The sequence below is a fragment of the Luteibacter mycovicinus genome (genome assembly GCF_000745235.1).
Lineage (GTDB): Bacteria > Pseudomonadota > Gammaproteobacteria > Xanthomonadales > Rhodanobacteraceae > Luteibacter > Luteibacter mycovicinus.
This window is the reverse complement of the sequence record NZ_JQNL01000001.1, coordinates 2,543,782-2,560,000: the sequence shown is the minus strand read 5'-3', so window position 1 is coordinate 2,560,000 and position 16,219 is coordinate 2,543,782. Positions and strand designations below refer to the sequence as shown.

The window sequence follows — 16,219 nt, the reverse complement described above, 5'->3', positions numbered from 1 at the left end:
CAGCCGGAAGCCTTCGGCCGGAGCTTCGATGTCCGACAACGGAAGCAGACTGGTATCGCCCTGCCCGGTCACCACCGCGTTCCAGCCGGCGATCGCCTGCTCGGCCGCCGCCGCATCGTGGAAACGTGTCGCCAGTTCCCGAGCGAGGCGAAGCTTGGCCTCGCGCGGATTGAGCGCGCCCGAGGCGACATCCGCCTTCATGACGGTCAGCTCGTCCAGCGACACCTCGAAACTCAGCAGCTCGAACCAGCGCCACATGAGGTCGTCGCCGATCTTCATCGTCTTGGTGACGATGTCGATGGCCGGCTCATTGATACCGATGTAGTTGCCCAGGGACTTGGACATCTTGTTGACGCCGTCCAGGCCTTCCAGCAACGGCATGGTCAGAACGATCTGCGGCGCCTGGCCGTGGTGCTCCTGCAGGGCACGGCCCATCAGCAGGTTGAACTTCTGGTCGGTTCCGCCAAGTTCGACATCGGCCTCCAGGGCCACCGAGTCGTAGCCCTGGGTCAGGGGATACAGGAACTCGTGGATGGCGATGGGCTGCTCGGACTTGTAGCGCTTCTGGAAGTCATCGCGCTCGAGCATGCGTGCGACCGTATGGGTGGCGGCCAGCCGGATCATGTCCGCCGCGCCCATCTTGCCGAACCACTCGGAGTTGAAGCGCAGCTCGGTCTTCTCCCGGTCCAGCACCTTATAGACCTGCTCGGCGTACGTTTCGGCGTTGGCCAGGACGTCCTCACGGGTGAGGGCCTTGCGGGTCACGTTCTTGCCCGTGGGGTCGCCGATCATCCCGGTGAAGTCGCCGATCAGGAAAATTACCTGATGTCCCAGATCCTGGAACTGGCGCATCTTGTTGAGCAGCACGGTGTGGCCGATATGAAGATCGGGCGCGGTCGGGTCGAAGCCGGCCTTGATGCGCAGTGGACGCCCCGTCTTGAGGCGTGCCTCGAGGTCTTCCTTCTTGATGATCTCGTCCGCGCCTCGCGCGATCAGCGCCAGGGCCTGCTCCAGCTCGTTCATGCTCACTCTCTATAGGTATGTAGGTGTGCGACCTTCACATTTGTGTGTGAAGACGCCGTGGCGGTTAATTGTGCGTTAACCCCACGATGCGTTGCAAAGCCTTGATGGAAAAGGCGTTGACGGCCTTTACACGAGGCCGTTATGGTACGCGACAACTCGGGGCGAGCGGATATAAGAAAGACAATGGCTGATTTGAACCGCGGAGCGCACAGCGCTCGCAAGCAGGCAATCCGGCGCAAGGCACAGCGCCGCCACGCGCACTTCTACGATACGCGTGCCCATTGGTCGTTCAGCCGCAACGCCTCGGCCGAGCCGCTCAGCTGGAGCCGCGAGCGCTGGATCCTCGCCGGTACCGCTTTCCTGCTGGTCATTCTGTCCGCTCTCGTGATTCCTGCCTGGGCCGGCGCGATGAAGAAGGAGACGGCGATCGTCGCCACCGCCGTCACCGTGCCCGCCGCGGCACCTGGAACGCCGACCGCCAATTCACTTGCGCATGCCGTCGTCCCGCTTGCCCTGCCCAAGATCGATCCCGCGTCGATCAAGCCGATCGCCCCGATCGAAGAATGGCAGACGGTGCAGGTCAAGGCCGGCCAGACCCTCGCCGACATCTTCCTTGCCCAGGGCCTGTCGATGACCGACCTGCAGCACGTCATCGACGGCGCGGGCGGTGCGAAGGTGTTCCACCAGATCAAGCCGGGCCAGGAGTTCCAGTTCCTGGTCGGCGCCGACCACACGCTCAAGGGTGTGCGTTTCGATCAGGACGAGGCCAACATCGCCACCCTGCGTATCGACGGCGACAAGCCGCAGCTCACCACCCAGACGCGTGACGTGCAGCGTCGCGAGCACATCGCGCACGGCGTCATCGACAGCTCGCTGTTCGGCGCGGCCTCGCAGGCCGGCATGAGCAACGCGATGGTGCTGAAGCTTGCGGAGGTGTTCAAGTTCGATATCGACTTCGTGCAGGACCTGCGCGTCGGCGACAACTTCACCGTCGTCTACGACGACGTGTACAGCGATGGCGCGTTCCTGCGGGAAGGCGACATCGTCGCCGCCGAGTTCGTCAATCAGGGCAAGCGTTACACCGCCTACCGGTACAAGAACGGCGACGGCAAATACAGCTACTTCAGCGAGGAGGGTCGTCCGCTCACCGGCTCCTTCCTGCGCATCCCGGTCGATTTCACCCGCATCTCCTCGCAGTTCAGCGCTGGCCGCATGCATCCGATCCTCGGCAAGATGCGCGCTCACAAGGGCGTCGACTACGCCGCACCCACCGGCACGCCGATCCACTCCGCGGGCGATGGCGTCGTCAAGTTCCGTGGCTGGATGAACGGCTATGGCAACTTCGTGGTCATCCAGCACAACGCCACGATCAGCACCGCCTACGGCCATATGTCGAAGTTCGCCAACCTGCGCGTCGGCCAGCGTGTCAGCCAGGGCAGCACCATCGGTTTTGTCGGTATGACCGGCCTCGCCACCGGCCCGCATCTGCACTACGAATTCCGCGTTAACAACGTGCAGCGCGATCCGCAGACGGTCACCCTGCCCAAGCCCGAGCCGCTTCCGGCCGCGCAGCTGGCCAGGTTCAAGAAGGAAGTGGTCGGTCCGCAGCTCGCCCGCCTGAAGCAGGTCGACAACAGCACCAAGCTTGCACGCGCCGACAACGGCACGAAAAGCACCGACTGATTCGTGGCCAACGCTGACGGCCTCTACATCGGCCTCATTTCCGGGACCAGCGCCGACGGCATCGACGCCGCGCTGGTCCGCTTCGAGAACGAGTCGCCGGCGCTTGTCGCCGGACTGACGCATCCCTGGAACGATGACCTGCGCCGGCTGATCCTCGCCGTGGCGCAGGACGAGGAGCGGCTCGACCTCGACCGCTATGGGCGGCTCGACGTCGCCGTAGGCCTGGCCTTCGCGGAGGCGACGCACGCCGTCCTAGGTATGGCGGGCGTACGCGCCGATGAGGTCGTCGCCATCGGTTCGCATGGGCAGACGATTCGTCATCGCCCTAGCGGAGACCACCCGTTCACCCTGCAGATCGGCGACGCCTCCGTGATCGCGGAGCGTACGCGCATCGATACCGTGGCCGACTTCCGCCGCGCCGACGTGGCCGCCGGCGGCCAGGGCGCGCCGCTGGTGCCGGCGTTCCACGCGACGGTACTGCGTCCCTCGGCCGGTTCGCGCGTCGTACTCAATCTGGGCGGCATCGCCAACGTGACAAGGCTGGGCGCGGACGGTGGCGTCACCGGCTTCGATACCGGTCCCGCGAACGGATTGATGGACGCGTGGTGTCTTCGTCATCGCGGCGAAGCGTTCGACAGGGACGGCCGCTTCGCGGCATCGGGCCAGATCGACGAACGCCTGCTTGCCGGGTTGCTGGACGACGCCTACTTCGCCCTCCCACCGCCCAAGAGCACCGGTCGCGAACATTTCCACCTCGCGTGGCTGGACATGCATCCGCGCGTGGGCGAACTGCCTCCTGAAGACGTGCAGGCGACACTGCTCGCCCTGAGCGCGGTGAGTGTCGCCGAAGCGATCGGGCGGCATGCGGCGGATGCCGTCGACGTCATCGCCTGCGGTGGTGGCGTGCATAACGTCGCGCTGATGGGCGCGATCGCCGCCCGCCTCGAAGGGCGCCCACTATTGTGGAGCACGCAGTTCGGGATCGATCCCGACATGATGGAGGCGATGGCGTTCGCGTGGCTTGCCTATCGCCGACTGCGCGGCGAGCCGGGAAACCTGGCGGCGGTGACAGGGGCGACTGGCCCCCGGCTGCTGGGTGCCCTCTACGCGGCACCGCTGAGCTGAATCCATCGAGCGACGGCTAGAACGTCTCGGACGGCTGTGACGCCTGCCGGGTCGCGGCGTCGGCGAGCGACGACGGCGAGGCTTGCGCCAGCGCCGCGAGTGCCTCCTGGAACGCCGCCTGCTCTTCGGCATCCCACGCACCGGTGAGGTGGGCGATGTCACCGGGTTCGAGCAACAGCTCGCTGAACACGTCGCCCGGACTCAGACCCAGCCCGTAACGCAACGCGTGGAGAATGACTTCATTGATCGACCAGCGGCGTTCCCGGGCGAGCGCTTTGATCCGCTCAGCCATTTGCTCGTCGATATGTCTTACAACAATATCTGGCACGTGCGTTACCTCCTCGCGCATGCCCCCTGTGCCGGAAATCTTACACAGTTTTGGCACGTTGCAAAGACAGGCCGTTCGGCCTAATCCGTGTTGACGGCCTCGGGACGCGGCATCTTACGCCACAGCAGACCCAGCAGAACGAGCGTCGGCACGATGGAAACCGTACTTACGATGAAGAGCGCCGCGTAACCGGAATCCTTGACCAGAAAGCCGGAAAGACCGCCCATCAGCTTGCCGGGCAGGTTCGCCAGCGCACTGAGCAAGGCGTACTGCGTGGCGGTGAACTGACGGTTGACCAGCCCCGACATGAAGGCCACCAGCACGGGGCCCGCGAAACCTTGCGCGAAGTTGTCCCCCGACAGCGTCGCCACGAAAGCCCACGTCTGCCCCGGATTCATCGCCATCAGCAGATACAGCAGGTTCGACAACGCGACACCGACAGCGGCGACGGCGAGCAGGCGCCGCATCTCGAAGCGGGTCACGGCCCAGCCGCCCAGCAAGGCGCCGGCGATGCCGATGATGACGCCATACACCTTGGAGACCTCGGCGATCTGCGTCTTGCTGAAGCCCGCATCCAGATAGAACGGATACGCCATGACGCCGAGCATCTGATCCGGTAGGCGGAACAAGGCCACGAAAAGCAGCAGCGCCAGTGCCAGGCCGAGGCCGTAACGGGACAGGAAATCGCGGAACGGACCGACGAAGCCCTCCTGAATGGCGACGCTCAGCGGCACGCGCTCGCGCACGCGGTGCTCCGGCTCGCGCGCCACCAGCACCGCCACGATGGGAATGACGAGCAGCGCGCATATCGCGACGTAGCCGCGCTGCCAGCCGAGCGCATCGGCCACGATCAGGATGCCCGCCCCGCCCGCAATGAGGCCGAGGCGGTAGCCGAGCGTGTACGTGGCCGCGAGGGCCCCCTGTGCTTCCGGCGGAGCGATCTCGACGCGGTACGCATCCACCACGATGTCGATGGTCGCGCCGGCGAAGGCGGCCACCAGCGTCACGCCCATGAAGCGCGCCAGCGAAAGGGTCGGCGGGAAGCTGGCCATGCCGAGCAGGCCGATGCCGAGCAGGATCAGGGCGAACAGCAACCAGCCGCGACGCAGTCCCAGTCGTCCGAATAAAGGCAGGCGCCACTTGTCGACCAGGGGCGCCCAGAGAAACTTGAAGTTGTAGGCAAACGTGACGTAACTGGCGACGCCGATGGCGCCGTAGTCGACGCCCGACTCCTTCAGCCACGCGGACAGCGTATTGCCGACCAGCAGGAATGGCAGGCCGGACGCCAGGCCGAAGAACAGCATGATGACCGCGCCCGGCTGGGCGAACGCGGCGCTGACGCCACGCAGGCCCTTGTAGCGGGACGCGCCTGGCGCCTGGCTCACTCGGCGTAATCCACGATGAAGGGGGCGTGGTCCGAGAAACGCTCGTCACGGTAGATCGAGCAGTCGCGCAGGCGGTCGCGCAGACCCGGCGTCACGATCTGGTAGTCGATACGCCAACCCACGTTGTTGGCGCGGGCCTGACCGCGGTTGGACCACCAGGTGTACTCGACGGCGTCGGGCTTCAGCGCGCGGAAGCTGTCCACCCAGCCGATCTCCTTGAAGAGCAGGTCGAGCCACGCACGTTCTTCAGGCAGACAGCCCGAGTTCTTCTGGTTCGACGTCCAGTTCTTGATGTCGTTTTTCGTGTGGACGATGTTCCAGTCGCCACAGAGCACGTACTCGCGTCCGCTGGCCGCCCACTCACGAAAAATCGGGGTCAGCCATTCCATGATCCGGAACTTGTACTGCTGACGCTCGTCACCGGATGAGCCCGACGGGATGTAGAACGAGACCACGCTGAGGTTGCCGTAGCGCGCCTCGATATAACGCCCTTCGCAATCGAAGTCCTCGCGACCCAGCGACACGCGTACTTCGTCCGGCTCGCGCTTCGAATAGATCGCCACGCCGCTGTAGCCCTTCTTGCTGCGCGCGTCGTGATAGAAGCAGTGATGGCCGTCCGGACGGAACATCGGATCGGTGAGCTGCGACTCCTGGGCCTTGGTTTCCTGCAGGCAGACGATGTCCGCATCCTGTGCGCGAAGCCAGTCGAAGACACCCTTCGTGGCGGCGGAGCGGATACCGTTGGCGTTCAGAGAAATGATGCGCATGGGACCTTGATCGGGTATTCGACGATCCCGCCATCATACCTGCGCCTACAATGAGCGCATGAGCCAGCCCGTCCGCGTCACGCCCGTCACCGCCGAACTCCGCCACGCCGTCCTCGACGTCGCGGTGCACCCGGCCCAGTTGCCCTTTGTCGGACGCGCGGTCGATTCGATGGCCGATGCCGCCGTCTGCCCGGGCAGCGAGGCCCTGGCCCTGCTGGTCGAGGATGATGTCGTCGGTTACGTGCGCATCGACCGTCGCGCGGTGGCCCTGGGCGACCATCCCCTGGTGGACGGCGCGGTCGCGCTGCGCAGCTTCATGATCGATGCCCGCTGGCAGGGGAAAGGCCTGGGCCGTCGCGCCCTGGATGGCATCCAGGCCTATGTCGAAGGCCGGCACCCGGACAAGGAGCGCATCCTGCTGATGGTGAACGTACGCAACGAAGCGGCGGTCCACGTCTACCGCAGCGCCGGGTACCTCGAACACGACGAGCTGTACCATGGCGGCCCGATCGGCCCGCAGTACGTGATGTGGCGCCTGTTGCATCCCTGGAACCCCTGAGAGAGACCGACGTGCACGACTACCAGCGCGAATTCATTGAACTGACCCTTGCCCGTGATGTGCTGCGCTTCGGCGAGTTCACGTTGAAGTCGGGTCGCAGCAGCCCGTACTTTTTCAACATGGGCCGGATCGACTCCGGTGCCGCCCTCGCCCGGCTCGGCCGTTCGTACGCCGCCGCCGCGACGCGCTCCGGCGTCCCTTTCGACATGCTGTTCGGCCCGGCTTACAAGGGGATCGCCCTGGCCGCCGCGACCGCGATCGCTCTGGCCGACACCCAGGACCGGGACGTGCCCTGGGCCTACAACCGCAAGGAGGCCAAGGAGCACGGCGAAGGCGGCACGCTCGTCGGCGCACCGCTCAAGGGCCGCGTACTGATCGTGGATGACGTGATGACCGCCGGCACCGCCGTGCGCGAATCGCTCGAACTGATCAGGTCGCAGGGCGCCGAGCCCGCCGGCGTGCTTATCGCACTCGACCGCCAGGAACGCGGTCAGGGCGAGCTGTCGGCGGCACAGGAAGTGGCGGCACAGTTCGGTATCCCGGTCATCGCCATCGCGACCCTCGCCGATGTGCTCACCTACGCGGGGGAGCGCCCTGAACTGGCCAGCGAACACGGTCGCCTGCTGGCTTATCGCGAACGATACGGTGTCAGCGCCTGACCGAAAACGGCGACTGCGTCACGCGTAAAAGGCCGCTTGCATCCGGCAAGCTGGTCTCTCCCCGCGCGCTGGCTATACTCAGCCAACAGGAGGGGGACATCATGCAGGCAGTTCGTTACATCCTCGCGGGAGCGGCACTGTGCGTTGGCACGACCGCGTTCGCCGCGGGTCAGGACAATACGAGAAACAACAGCGCGTTCCGTTACAAGTGGAAGGATGCGAGCGGCCAGTCGTTTTTCAGCGACAGCCTGACGTCCGATGCGATGAAAGCCGGCTACGACGTCGTCAACTCGCAGGGCGTCGTGATCAAACACGTCGACCGTCAGCTGACCACGGACGAACGCGCCGCCGCAAAGAAGCTGGCCGATCAGCAGGCAGCCGCCCAGGCAGCCGCCGATCAGCAAAAGCGCGACGACGCGCAGCTGCTCAACGCGTATCCCAATGAAGCCGCCTTCGCCACGGCGAAGCAAGCGGAACTGGACAACGTCGAACAGGCGGCGCACACCACGCGGTTGAATCTGCAGGGACAGGAGAAGGCACTGGCCGACCTGCTCAACCGCGCGGGCGACCTCGAACGCGGCAAGCAGCCCGTGCCGCCGTATCTCAGTTCCCGCATCACCGATCAGCGCAACACGGTGGCCGCCCTGCGCGCCACGTTGCAGCGCCAGATGACCGCGAAGGATGCGGCCCAGGTGAACATGGACGCACAGCTGAAGCACTACCGCGAACTGAAGGCCGCCGCCGGCCGCTGAGGCCGACGGCCCGGCGCTCAGAACGGCAGGGGCAGGTTCCGGTCGACCGCCAGCAGACGCTGGCGGAAGGCCTGCTTGATACGCTCGAGCGACTTCGCGTTGTCGGCATCGAAACGGAAGATCAGGGCCGGCGACGTATTGGATGCACGCACCAGCCCCCATCCGTCCGGCCAGTCGACACGGATACCGTCGATCGTCGTGACCCGGGCATCTTCGAAGCTGGATGCGGCGCTGAAGCTTTCCATGAACCGGAACGCCGCGCCTTCCTCCGCGACCGGCATTTTCAGCTCCGGGGTGGACACGCTCCTGGGCAGCGCATCGAACAGTTCCGCCACGCTGCGTTCCTCGAGATCGCCGGCAACGATCTCGAGCAGGCGGGCGGCGGCATAGATGCCGTCGTCGAAGCCATACCAGCGATTGTTGTCCGCGAAGAAGAAGTGGCCGCTCATCTCACCGGCCAGCGCGGCCCCGGTGTCGCGCATCTTGCTCTTGATCAGCGAATGTCCGGTACGCCACATCAGCGGCACGCCGGCGGCATCCTGGATGACCTTGCGAAGATGGCCCGTGCACTTGACGTCGTAGATGACGGTCGCACCCGGATTGCGGGACAGCACGTCCTGAGCGAACAGCATCAGCAGCCGGTCGGCGAAGATGATCTCCCCGCTGGCCGTGACCACGCCGAGCCGGTCGCCATCGCCGTCGAACGCGATGCCCAGATCGGCACCGATGGTATGCACCGCCGCGATCAGGTCGCCCAGGTTACGCGGGTCGGACGGATCGGGGTGATGGTTCGGGAAACGACCGTCGACCTCGCAGTACAGCGGAATGACTTCGCAGCCGATGTCCTCGAGGACACGGGGCGCGACGACACCGGCTGCGCCATTGCCCGCATCGACCACCACTTTCAGGCGGCGCTCCGCGGAGACGTCACCGACGATGCGGGCCACATACGGCTCGATGATCGACTGCTCACGCCAGGTGCCGACGCCGTCTTCCCGCAGCCGGCCGTCTACGATCCGGCGGTACAGATCGGTGATGGCGGCATCGGCCAGCGTCTCGGCGCCGACCACGATCTTGAAACCGTTGTGGTCCGCCGCGTTATGACTGCCAGTGACGGCCACACCGCAGCCGGTACCCAGATGGTAGGCGGCGAAATACACCAACGGCGTGGGAACCAGGCCGATATCGATCACGTCGATGCCGGCGGCACGCAGGCCGTCCGACAATCCCGCGGTCAGCGCTTCACCCGACAGACGGCCGTCCCGGCCGACCACGATCTCGTGCAGACCGCGTTCGGTCATCAGACCGCCGATGGCCTGACCGATACGGCGTGCCACGTCGGCTGTGAGCGACGTGCCGACCACGCCGCGGATGTCGTAGGCGCGGAAGATCGACGGATCGATCGCCGCCGAAGCGGCGGCCGGCGCACGCACCGTCTCGCGGACCATGTCGCCGCCCGCCGATGGCGTCGGCGGGAGGCGCGGTTTCCGCGGCACCTCGGCGACGAGGATCTCGGGCTCGGGCTCGGCTTCGACGACCGTCGGTTGACGACGGCTGGACCAGAGCAGGAAGCCACCGCCGCCCAGCCCGATCACGGTGAGCAACACGGCCAGGAGTTCGGAATGCGGAATGACGATGAAGGCTTCAGGCATCGCCGCCCTTACGTACAAGGAGGTGCCGGCGATGACGGTTTCCTGCCCCTCCAGCCCGACGGATCGCGCGCCTTTCGCAAGCAGCGTCGTGCCGGTGTCTCCTTCGCCTTGCCTCAGGGCCAGACGACCGCCGCCCGGCGAGGAAGCCTCGAACCGCGCCGCCAGGTCGTCGAACGGATATTCGAGCCATGCCCAGGCGCGCACCGTACCGCCGACCGAAATCGGTTCAGCGACCGAGAGATTGCGCTCGCTGCCATGCAGGGTCGTCGCCGCGACCGGCGGCTCGGACGAGCCGAGGGCCGCCATCAGCTGCGCCGCCTTGGCATAGCCGAATTCGCGGAAGTTGGCCCGGACCACTTCGTCCAGCCCGGCGCTGTACACCTCGACGACCTTCGCCGCCGGCAACAGGGCATGTAACCGCGCGGCCGCCGCGGCGTGATCGTCGATCACCGCTTCCACGGATGGGTCGGCGGCCGCGCGCAGGAACTGCTGACGTTTCGCGCCGTAAAGGCTGGCAAGCTCGCTCACGGTCTGCCGCTGCGCCGCACGCGTGCGCTCGGCCGCGGCGCTTTCGTCCGCGATCAGCCAGGCCTGCCACGCACAGAACGCACCCGCCACGATAAGCAGCGTCGCGCCGGCCAGCGGCAGCAAACGTCGCAGATCGGTCCGGGACCCCCGCCCTTCCCCACCCTCTTTCCCAGCCATGGTGCCCCTTGTATCCCTCGGCGAATCAGCCAATACCGGTCGAACCGAACCCGCCTTCGCCCCGCTGCGAAGGTGCGAATCCTTCCACTACGCGCAACCGCGCCCGTCCCACCGGAACCAGCAATAATTGCGCAACCCGGTCACCCGGCGCGATGGTCACATGTGCGTTTCCACGATTCCAGCACGAAATCATCAGCGGCCCCTGGTAGTCGGCATCGATGACGCCCACCAGGTTGCCCATGACCAGACCCTGTTTATGCCCCAGGCCCGAGCGCGGCACGATCAGAGCACACCAGGCCGGGTCGCCGATGTGAATGGCCAGACCCGTCGGTACCAGGAGGCTCTCACCGGGGGCCAGCGTCACGGGGGCATCCACCGCCGCCCGCAGATCCATGCCGGCACTGCCGCCGGTGGCCGGCTCAGGCAAGGGAATGGTGTCGCCGAGCCGCGGGTCGAGGATCTTCAGTTCGATGTCGATCAAGAGGTGTGTCCGTGTGCAGCCAGGAAATGATGGGCGACATGCTGGATCAGCTGGCGCGCCAGTTCGGTCTTCGGCATCTCGGGTAGCGCGATGTCGCCATCGGGCCAGTAGAGATGCAGTGCGTTATCCGCCACCTCGAAGCCCTTGCCCGCCCCCACTTCGTTGGCGGCGATCATGTCCAGGCCCTTGCGACGCAGCTTGTCCTGGGCGTAACCGGACACCTCCCGCGTTTCGGCGGCGAAGCCGACGAGGTACGGATGCACCGGTCGCGCGGCGAGCGCCCCGATGATGTCGGGGTTCTCGGCCAGTTCGAGGCGTAACGGCGCGCCGTCGGCCTTCTTTAGTTTGTGACCGGCGACATCGGCGGGACGGTAGTCGCCGACTGCGGCGGCGCCGATGTAGATATCCGCGCCGTCGGATGCCGCCAGCACGGCGTCGTGCATCTGACGGGCGCTGCGCACATCCACGCGTCGTACGCCGTGGGGTGTCGGCAGCGATACCGGGCCGGCAACGAGGGTGACGTCCGCGCCGGCATCACGTGCGGCGGCGGCCACCGCGAAGCCCATGCGGCCCGAGCTGCGGTTGCCGATAAAGCGTACGGGATCGATGTCCTCGTACGTAGGGCCGGCGCTGACCACGACACGACGGCCGCGCAGCGACTGATCGCCGAACGAGGCGACGAGGATGTCGCGGAGTTCATGCGGCTCGAGCATGCGGCCCGAGCCGATGTCGCCGCAGGCCTGATCGCCGTCGGCGGGGCCGAGGACGCCGACACCTCTGACCCGCAGCGTGCCGACATTCGCCTGTACGGCGAGGTTGGCCCACATCTGCTGGTTCATCGCCGGAGCGACGTAAACAGGCGCGGCGGTGGCGAGCACCACGGTGGTCAGCAGGTCGTCGGCATGGCCGTGCGCGAGCCGCGCGAGGGTGTCGGCACTCGCCGGGGCGATCAGGACGCGTTCCGCCCAGCGGGCCAGTTCGATGTGGCCCATCGCGGCCTCGCCCTGCTCGTCCCACAGGCTGACACGCACCGGCTGCCCCGAAAGCGCCTGGAAGGTGGTCGGTGTGACGAAATGCGTGGCGCCTTCGGTCATTACCACGCGCACCTCGGCCTCGAGGTCGCGCAGGCGGCGGACGAGTTCGCAGATCTTGTAGGCGGCGATACCACCGGTAACGCCAATGAGGATGCGACGCTGGCGAAGGCTCATGGCGAAACGGCGCGGTGGCGAGGGGTCATCAAGCTTAACGGACCGGCTCATGCCTCGCACCCATATTGCCCCGCATTTTCAGAATCGTTCTATCGCCATTCGTCCGCGACGCTCCTAAGTTGGAGGTCACACCGGCCGCGGGCTGGTCACCAGGAAGGACGACTCATGAAGCGGGGGCACCTCCATCGTTCGGCCGTGCGCGACAACGCACCGGCATTCAACGCGACGACCGCCGGCGCGCCCGTCGTACGCGGTCTGACCATCCGGGAGTGGCCGGTCGGCGACCGCCCTCGCGAACGCCTGCTGGCTCACGGCGCGAGCGCGCTGTCGGACGCGGAGCTGCTCGCCGTCGTCCTCGGTAACGGTGTCGCCGGACGGGATGCCGTCGCCACCGGCCGGGCACTGCTCGCCCAGGCGGGCAGCCTGGGCCGCCTGCTCTCGGATCCCGACCAGCTGCCCAGACTCAGCGGCGTCGGGCCGGCCAAGCGGGCACGGCTGGTCGCCACCATCGAACTGGCCCGCCGGTCATTGAAAGAGGAACTCACCGACCTGCCGGCCATCGGTTCCTCGGAAGACAGTGCCGCTTATCTCAAGGCGCGGCTGCGGCACCTTCCTTATGAGGTGTTCGCCTGCCTGTTCCTGGATACCCGGCACCGGGTGCTCGGGTATGAAGAACTGTTCCGCGGCACACTCGACGGCGCCAGCGTGTACCCGCGCGAGGTCGTCCGGGCCTGCCTGCGTCATCACGCGGGGGCGGTGATCCTCGCCCACAATCACCCGTCCGGCGTGGCCGAACCGAGCCGGGCGGACCGCGAGATCACCCGCGTGCTGGTCGACGCCCTCAAACTCATGGATATCCGGGTTCTCGATCACCTGGTGATCGGGCAGGGCGAGCCGGTGTCCATGGCGGACCGGGGACTGATCTGAGTCCGGATTCCAGGCAAAAAAAACGGCGCGAGTGCCGCTCGCGCCGTTGGGGTCACCATTTCGAGGGAGGGGCGTGGTGAGCCCTTTGTGCCGTTGGGCCGGGGAGACACCGGGCACACCAAGAATTGTGACGATGGGCGATGACAGCCCCGTGACGTGGCGGCGCATGACGTGTGACGCGTGCAGTGAAAGCGTCGGAAGACGCCGCCGCGGCACTTGCGGGATTCGACTTATGCACATTCCACCGATTTGCCACTTGGACGTCACAGCTGGTGTCTCGGCGCAAGTCAGTCTTGCAAGTCATTGTTTATACGATATTTTAGTTGTTACGCCATGATGTCAATGAGGCGCCATGTGGCGCGGGGTCGCAGCGCGTCGTTATTGCCCACAGAGTTATCCACAGGCTGTGGAAAACCGGGAGCTACCCTGGACGATCGGCCCATGTGGCCCTTCTGATAGGATTGCCGGTTCCATATCCGCGTCGCCCATCCCGTGAAAGCACAGCTGAAACAACTCGTCCTGCAGGCCATCGGGGCTATGCGTGAGTCCGGCAAACTGCCGTCCGATTTCGTCGCGCCCACGTTCGTGATCGAGCGCACGCGCAACCGCGAGCACGGCGACTTCGCCACCAACGTGGCCATGATGATGGCCAAGGCCGCCGGCCGTAAGCCGCGCGATCTCGCCACGGACCTGGTCGAAGCGCTTCCCGCCTCCTCCCTGGTGGGCAAGGTCGACATCGCCGGCCCGGGCTTCATCAACTTCTTCCTGGCTCCGGCCGCCTTCCACGCCGAGATCGATCGCGCGCTGGCCGAAGGCGACCGCTACGGGCACAACCGCGACGGCGGTGGCCGTACGGCGGGCGTCGAGTTCGTCTCGGCCAACCCGACCGGCCCGCTGCATGTCGGCCATGGCCGCGCGGCGGCGATCGGCGACAGCCTGAGTCGCCTGCTGGCCGCCAGCGGCTGGAAAGTGTTCCGCGAGTTCTATTACAACGACGCGGGCGTGCAGATCGCAAACCTGGCCCTGTCCACCCAGGCGCGCGCCAGGGGCATCGCCCCGGACGAAGCGGGCTGGCCGGAATCCGGCTACCGCGGCGACTACATCGCCGAAGTGGCCCGCGCCTTTCTGGCGAAGGAATCGGTCGAAGCCGACGGCGAGACCGTCGTCGGTACCGGTGACGCCGACAACCTGGACGATATCCGTCGCTTCGCCGTGGCCTACCTGCGCAACGAGCAGGATCTGGACCTCAAGGCGTTCGGTGTCGGTTTCGACGTGTATTACCTCGAGTCGTCGCTCTACAGCGAGGGCCGGGTCGACGAGACCGTGAAGGAGCTCGTGGCCCACGGACATACCTATGAGGAAGGCGGCGCGCTGTGGCTCCGCTCGACGGATTTCGGTGACGACAAGGACCGCGTCATGCGCAAGTCCGATGGCACGTTCACCTATTTCCTCCCGGACGTGGCCTACCACCGCACCAAGTGGCAGCGCGGCTACGAGCGCGCCATCACCGAGCTGGGTTCGGATCACCACGGCTCCCTGGCCCGCGTGAAAGCCGGCCTGCAGGCGCTCGACACCGGCATTCCGAAGAACTGGCCGGAATACGTGCTGCACCAGATGGTGACGGTGATGCGCGGCGGCGAAGAGGTGAAGATCTCCAAGCGCGCCGGTTCCTACGTCACCCTGCGCGACCTCATCGACGAAGCGGGCCGTGACGCCACGCGTTACTTCCTGATCGCCCGCAAGGCGGATTCGCAGCTGGTCTTCGACATCGACCTGGCCCGCTCGCAGAGTAACGACAACCCGGTCTATTACATCCAGTACGCGCACGCACGCGCCAGCCGCGTCTTCCGCGAACTGGCCGACCGCGGCCTGTCCACGGATCGGGGCAACGGTCTCGCGAAGCTCGACCTGCTCGCCACCGAGCACGAGTCGGCGCTGATGGTCGAGCTGTCGCGTTACCCCGAAATGGTCGAGTCGGCAGCCGCCAATCTGGAACCGCACCTGATCGCGCAGTATCTGCGCGAACTCGCGGGCGCGCTCCACAGTTACTATCACGAGCATAAGTGGATCGTGGACGACGCCGATCTGCGTGACGCCCGCCTCGCGCTTGTGGCGGCCACGCAGCAGGTGCTTCGCAACGGTCTGGATCTGCTGGGCATTTCGGCCCCGGAGAGCATGTAAATGGCAACACGCAAGAAGGCGACGAAAGGCCGTCAGGCCGTCCGCAACGGTTCGAGCGGCGGCATGCCCGGCTGGGGCTGGGCACTGATCGGCATCCTCGCCGGCGCCCTGCTCATGGCCTACGCCATGCGCGGCACGCTGATTCCCATGATGCAGAAGCAGCAGGGTCCGGCGCCGAACCCGGAAGCCACCGCGCAGAAGGGCAGCGACCCGGGCGTCGTCGAGCAGACCGCACCCGAGAAACCGAAGAAGCCGTCGTACGATTTCTATTCGGTGCTTTCGGAGAAGGAAGTCCGCATTCCGGACGCCGAGATCCGCGCCCAGGCCAGTGCCGAAGCCCAGCAGCAGAAACAGCAGCAACTGGCCGCGCAACAGACCCAGCAGGCGCAGGCTCAGCAGGCTGCCGCCGCCCAGCAGCAGGCTCAGGTGCAGCAAGCCGCGGCGAATCTGCCGAAGGCCGCGACGCAGACGGTCACCGCCGCTCCGTCACAGCCCGCCGCCCCCGCTGCCGCGACGGGCAGCCCGGGTTACCTGTTGCAGGTTGGCGCGTTCCCGAGCGCCGCCGATGCGGAGGCATTGAAGGCCAAGCTCGCGTTGCAGGGCTTCGTTGCCAACGTCCAGTCGGTGAAGGTCGGCTCGCAGACCTACAACCGCGTGCGCCTCGGCCCGTTCAAGTCCGCGACCGATCTGGAAGGCACCAAGCAGCGCCTGCAGTCGGCGGGCATAAGCGCCATTGCCCTGAAGGAAGGCGGCTGAGGTCACCCCCCGCCGCCGCGAAAAAAAT

General features: G+C 66.2%; 15 protein-coding genes (1 of these 15 cut by a window edge). 8 read left to right on the top strand and 7 right to left on the bottom strand.

The window, feature by feature from the left end:
- Nucleotides 1-1,023, bottom strand: partial view of a tyrosine--tRNA ligase gene (gene tyrS / locus FA85_RS11310; protein ID WP_036116638.1) — the 5' portion only. The gene continues 183 nt to the left of window position 1, outside the view; only the first 1,023 of its 1,206 coding nucleotides appear in the window; it begins with the start codon at nucleotides 1,021-1,023; the stop codon falls past the left edge of the window.
- A 183-nt stretch (nucleotides 1,024-1,206) separates the two neighbouring features.
- Between tyrS and FA85_RS11305 the strand changes: the two genes are divergently transcribed.
- Together FA85_RS11305 and FA85_RS11300 are read left to right on the top strand one after the other, a co-directional pair.
- Nucleotides 1,207-2,706, top strand: a complete 1,500-nt coding sequence (locus FA85_RS11305) for an OapA family protein (protein ID WP_036116639.1) — start codon at nucleotides 1,207-1,209, stop codon at nucleotides 2,704-2,706.
- A gap of 3 nt (nucleotides 2,707-2,709) precedes the next feature.
- A complete protein-coding gene (locus tag FA85_RS11300) occupies nucleotides 2,710-3,831 on the top strand; it encodes an anhydro-N-acetylmuramic acid kinase (protein WP_036116641.1) in 1,122 nt (373 codons plus the stop codon).
- A 16-nt stretch (nucleotides 3,832-3,847) separates the two neighbouring features.
- Here FA85_RS11300 and FA85_RS11295 read toward each other — a convergent pair whose 3' ends face one another.
- The 3 genes from FA85_RS11295 to FA85_RS11285 form a co-directional block, all read right to left on the bottom strand.
- A complete protein-coding gene (locus FA85_RS11295) occupies nucleotides 3,848-4,159 on the bottom strand; it encodes a ribbon-helix-helix protein, CopG family (RefSeq protein ID WP_051944325.1) in 312 nt (103 codons plus the stop codon).
- Between the two features lie 80 nt (nucleotides 4,160-4,239).
- Nucleotides 4,240-5,544 carry an AmpG family muropeptide MFS transporter gene (locus FA85_RS11290; protein WP_036116644.1) on the bottom strand — a complete coding sequence of 435 codons (1,305 nt, stop codon included), beginning with the start codon at nucleotides 5,542-5,544 and terminating at the stop codon, nucleotides 4,240-4,242.
- Nucleotides 5,541-6,311, bottom strand: a complete 771-nt coding sequence (locus FA85_RS11285; protein WP_036116645.1) for an exodeoxyribonuclease III — start codon at nucleotides 6,309-6,311, stop codon at nucleotides 5,541-5,543. The genes FA85_RS11290 and FA85_RS11285 overlap by 4 nt, the downstream gene beginning before the upstream one ends.
- Nucleotides 6,312-6,369: 58 nt before the next feature.
- Here FA85_RS11285 and FA85_RS11280 point away from each other — a divergent pair, with 58 nt between their 5' ends.
- From FA85_RS11280 to FA85_RS11270, 3 genes are all read left to right on the top strand, one after another.
- Complete coding sequence (locus tag FA85_RS11280) at nucleotides 6,370-6,870, top strand: GNAT family N-acetyltransferase (RefSeq protein WP_036116648.1); 501 nt, start codon at nucleotides 6,370-6,372, stop codon at nucleotides 6,868-6,870.
- An 11-nt stretch (nucleotides 6,871-6,881) separates the two neighbouring features.
- On the top strand, nucleotides 6,882-7,529 hold the full coding sequence (pyrE, locus tag FA85_RS11275) for an orotate phosphoribosyltransferase (protein WP_036116650.1): 648 nt from the start codon (nucleotides 6,882-6,884) through the stop codon (nucleotides 7,527-7,529).
- Between the two features lie 101 nt (nucleotides 7,530-7,630).
- On the top strand, nucleotides 7,631-8,281 hold the full coding sequence (locus tag FA85_RS11270) for a hypothetical protein (protein WP_036116651.1): 651 nt from the start codon (nucleotides 7,631-7,633) through the stop codon (nucleotides 8,279-8,281).
- 17 nt (nucleotides 8,282-8,298) lie between these two features.
- On the opposite strand, the gene FA85_RS11265 is transcribed toward FA85_RS11270, so the two are convergent.
- From FA85_RS11265 to coaBC, 3 genes are read right to left on the bottom strand one after another with little or no spacing between them, the layout of a single operon-like run.
- Nucleotides 8,299-10,638 carry a phosphomannomutase/phosphoglucomutase gene (locus tag FA85_RS11265; RefSeq protein ID WP_036116653.1) on the bottom strand — a complete coding sequence of 780 codons (2,340 nt, stop codon included), beginning with the start codon at nucleotides 10,636-10,638 and terminating at the stop codon, nucleotides 8,299-8,301.
- A gap of 25 nt (nucleotides 10,639-10,663) precedes the next feature.
- Complete coding sequence (dut, locus tag FA85_RS11260) at nucleotides 10,664-11,119, bottom strand: dUTP diphosphatase (RefSeq protein ID WP_036116655.1); 456 nt, start codon at nucleotides 11,117-11,119, stop codon at nucleotides 10,664-10,666.
- Nucleotides 11,116-12,327 carry a bifunctional phosphopantothenoylcysteine decarboxylase/phosphopantothenate--cysteine ligase CoaBC gene (gene coaBC, locus FA85_RS11255; protein ID WP_036116656.1) on the bottom strand — a complete coding sequence of 404 codons (1,212 nt, stop codon included), beginning with the start codon at nucleotides 12,325-12,327 and terminating at the stop codon, nucleotides 11,116-11,118. Before coaBC ends, dut begins: the two co-directional genes overlap by 4 nt.
- Before the next feature lie 255 nt (nucleotides 12,328-12,582).
- On the opposite strand from coaBC, the gene radC reads away from it, so the two are divergent.
- From radC to FA85_RS11240, 3 genes are all read left to right on the top strand, one after another.
- Complete coding sequence (gene radC / locus FA85_RS11250; RefSeq protein WP_036118650.1) at nucleotides 12,583-13,254, top strand: RadC family protein; 672 nt, start codon at nucleotides 12,583-12,585, stop codon at nucleotides 13,252-13,254.
- 492 nt (nucleotides 13,255-13,746) lie between these two features.
- A complete protein-coding gene (gene argS, locus FA85_RS11245) occupies nucleotides 13,747-15,435 on the top strand; it encodes an arginine--tRNA ligase (RefSeq protein WP_036116658.1) in 1,689 nt (562 codons plus the stop codon).
- Nucleotides 15,436-16,191 (top strand): SPOR domain-containing protein, encoded by a 756-nt coding sequence (locus FA85_RS11240; RefSeq protein WP_036116661.1) that lies wholly within the window; start codon nucleotides 15,436-15,438, stop codon nucleotides 16,189-16,191.
- The last annotated feature ends 28 nt before the right edge of the window (nucleotides 16,192-16,219 follow it).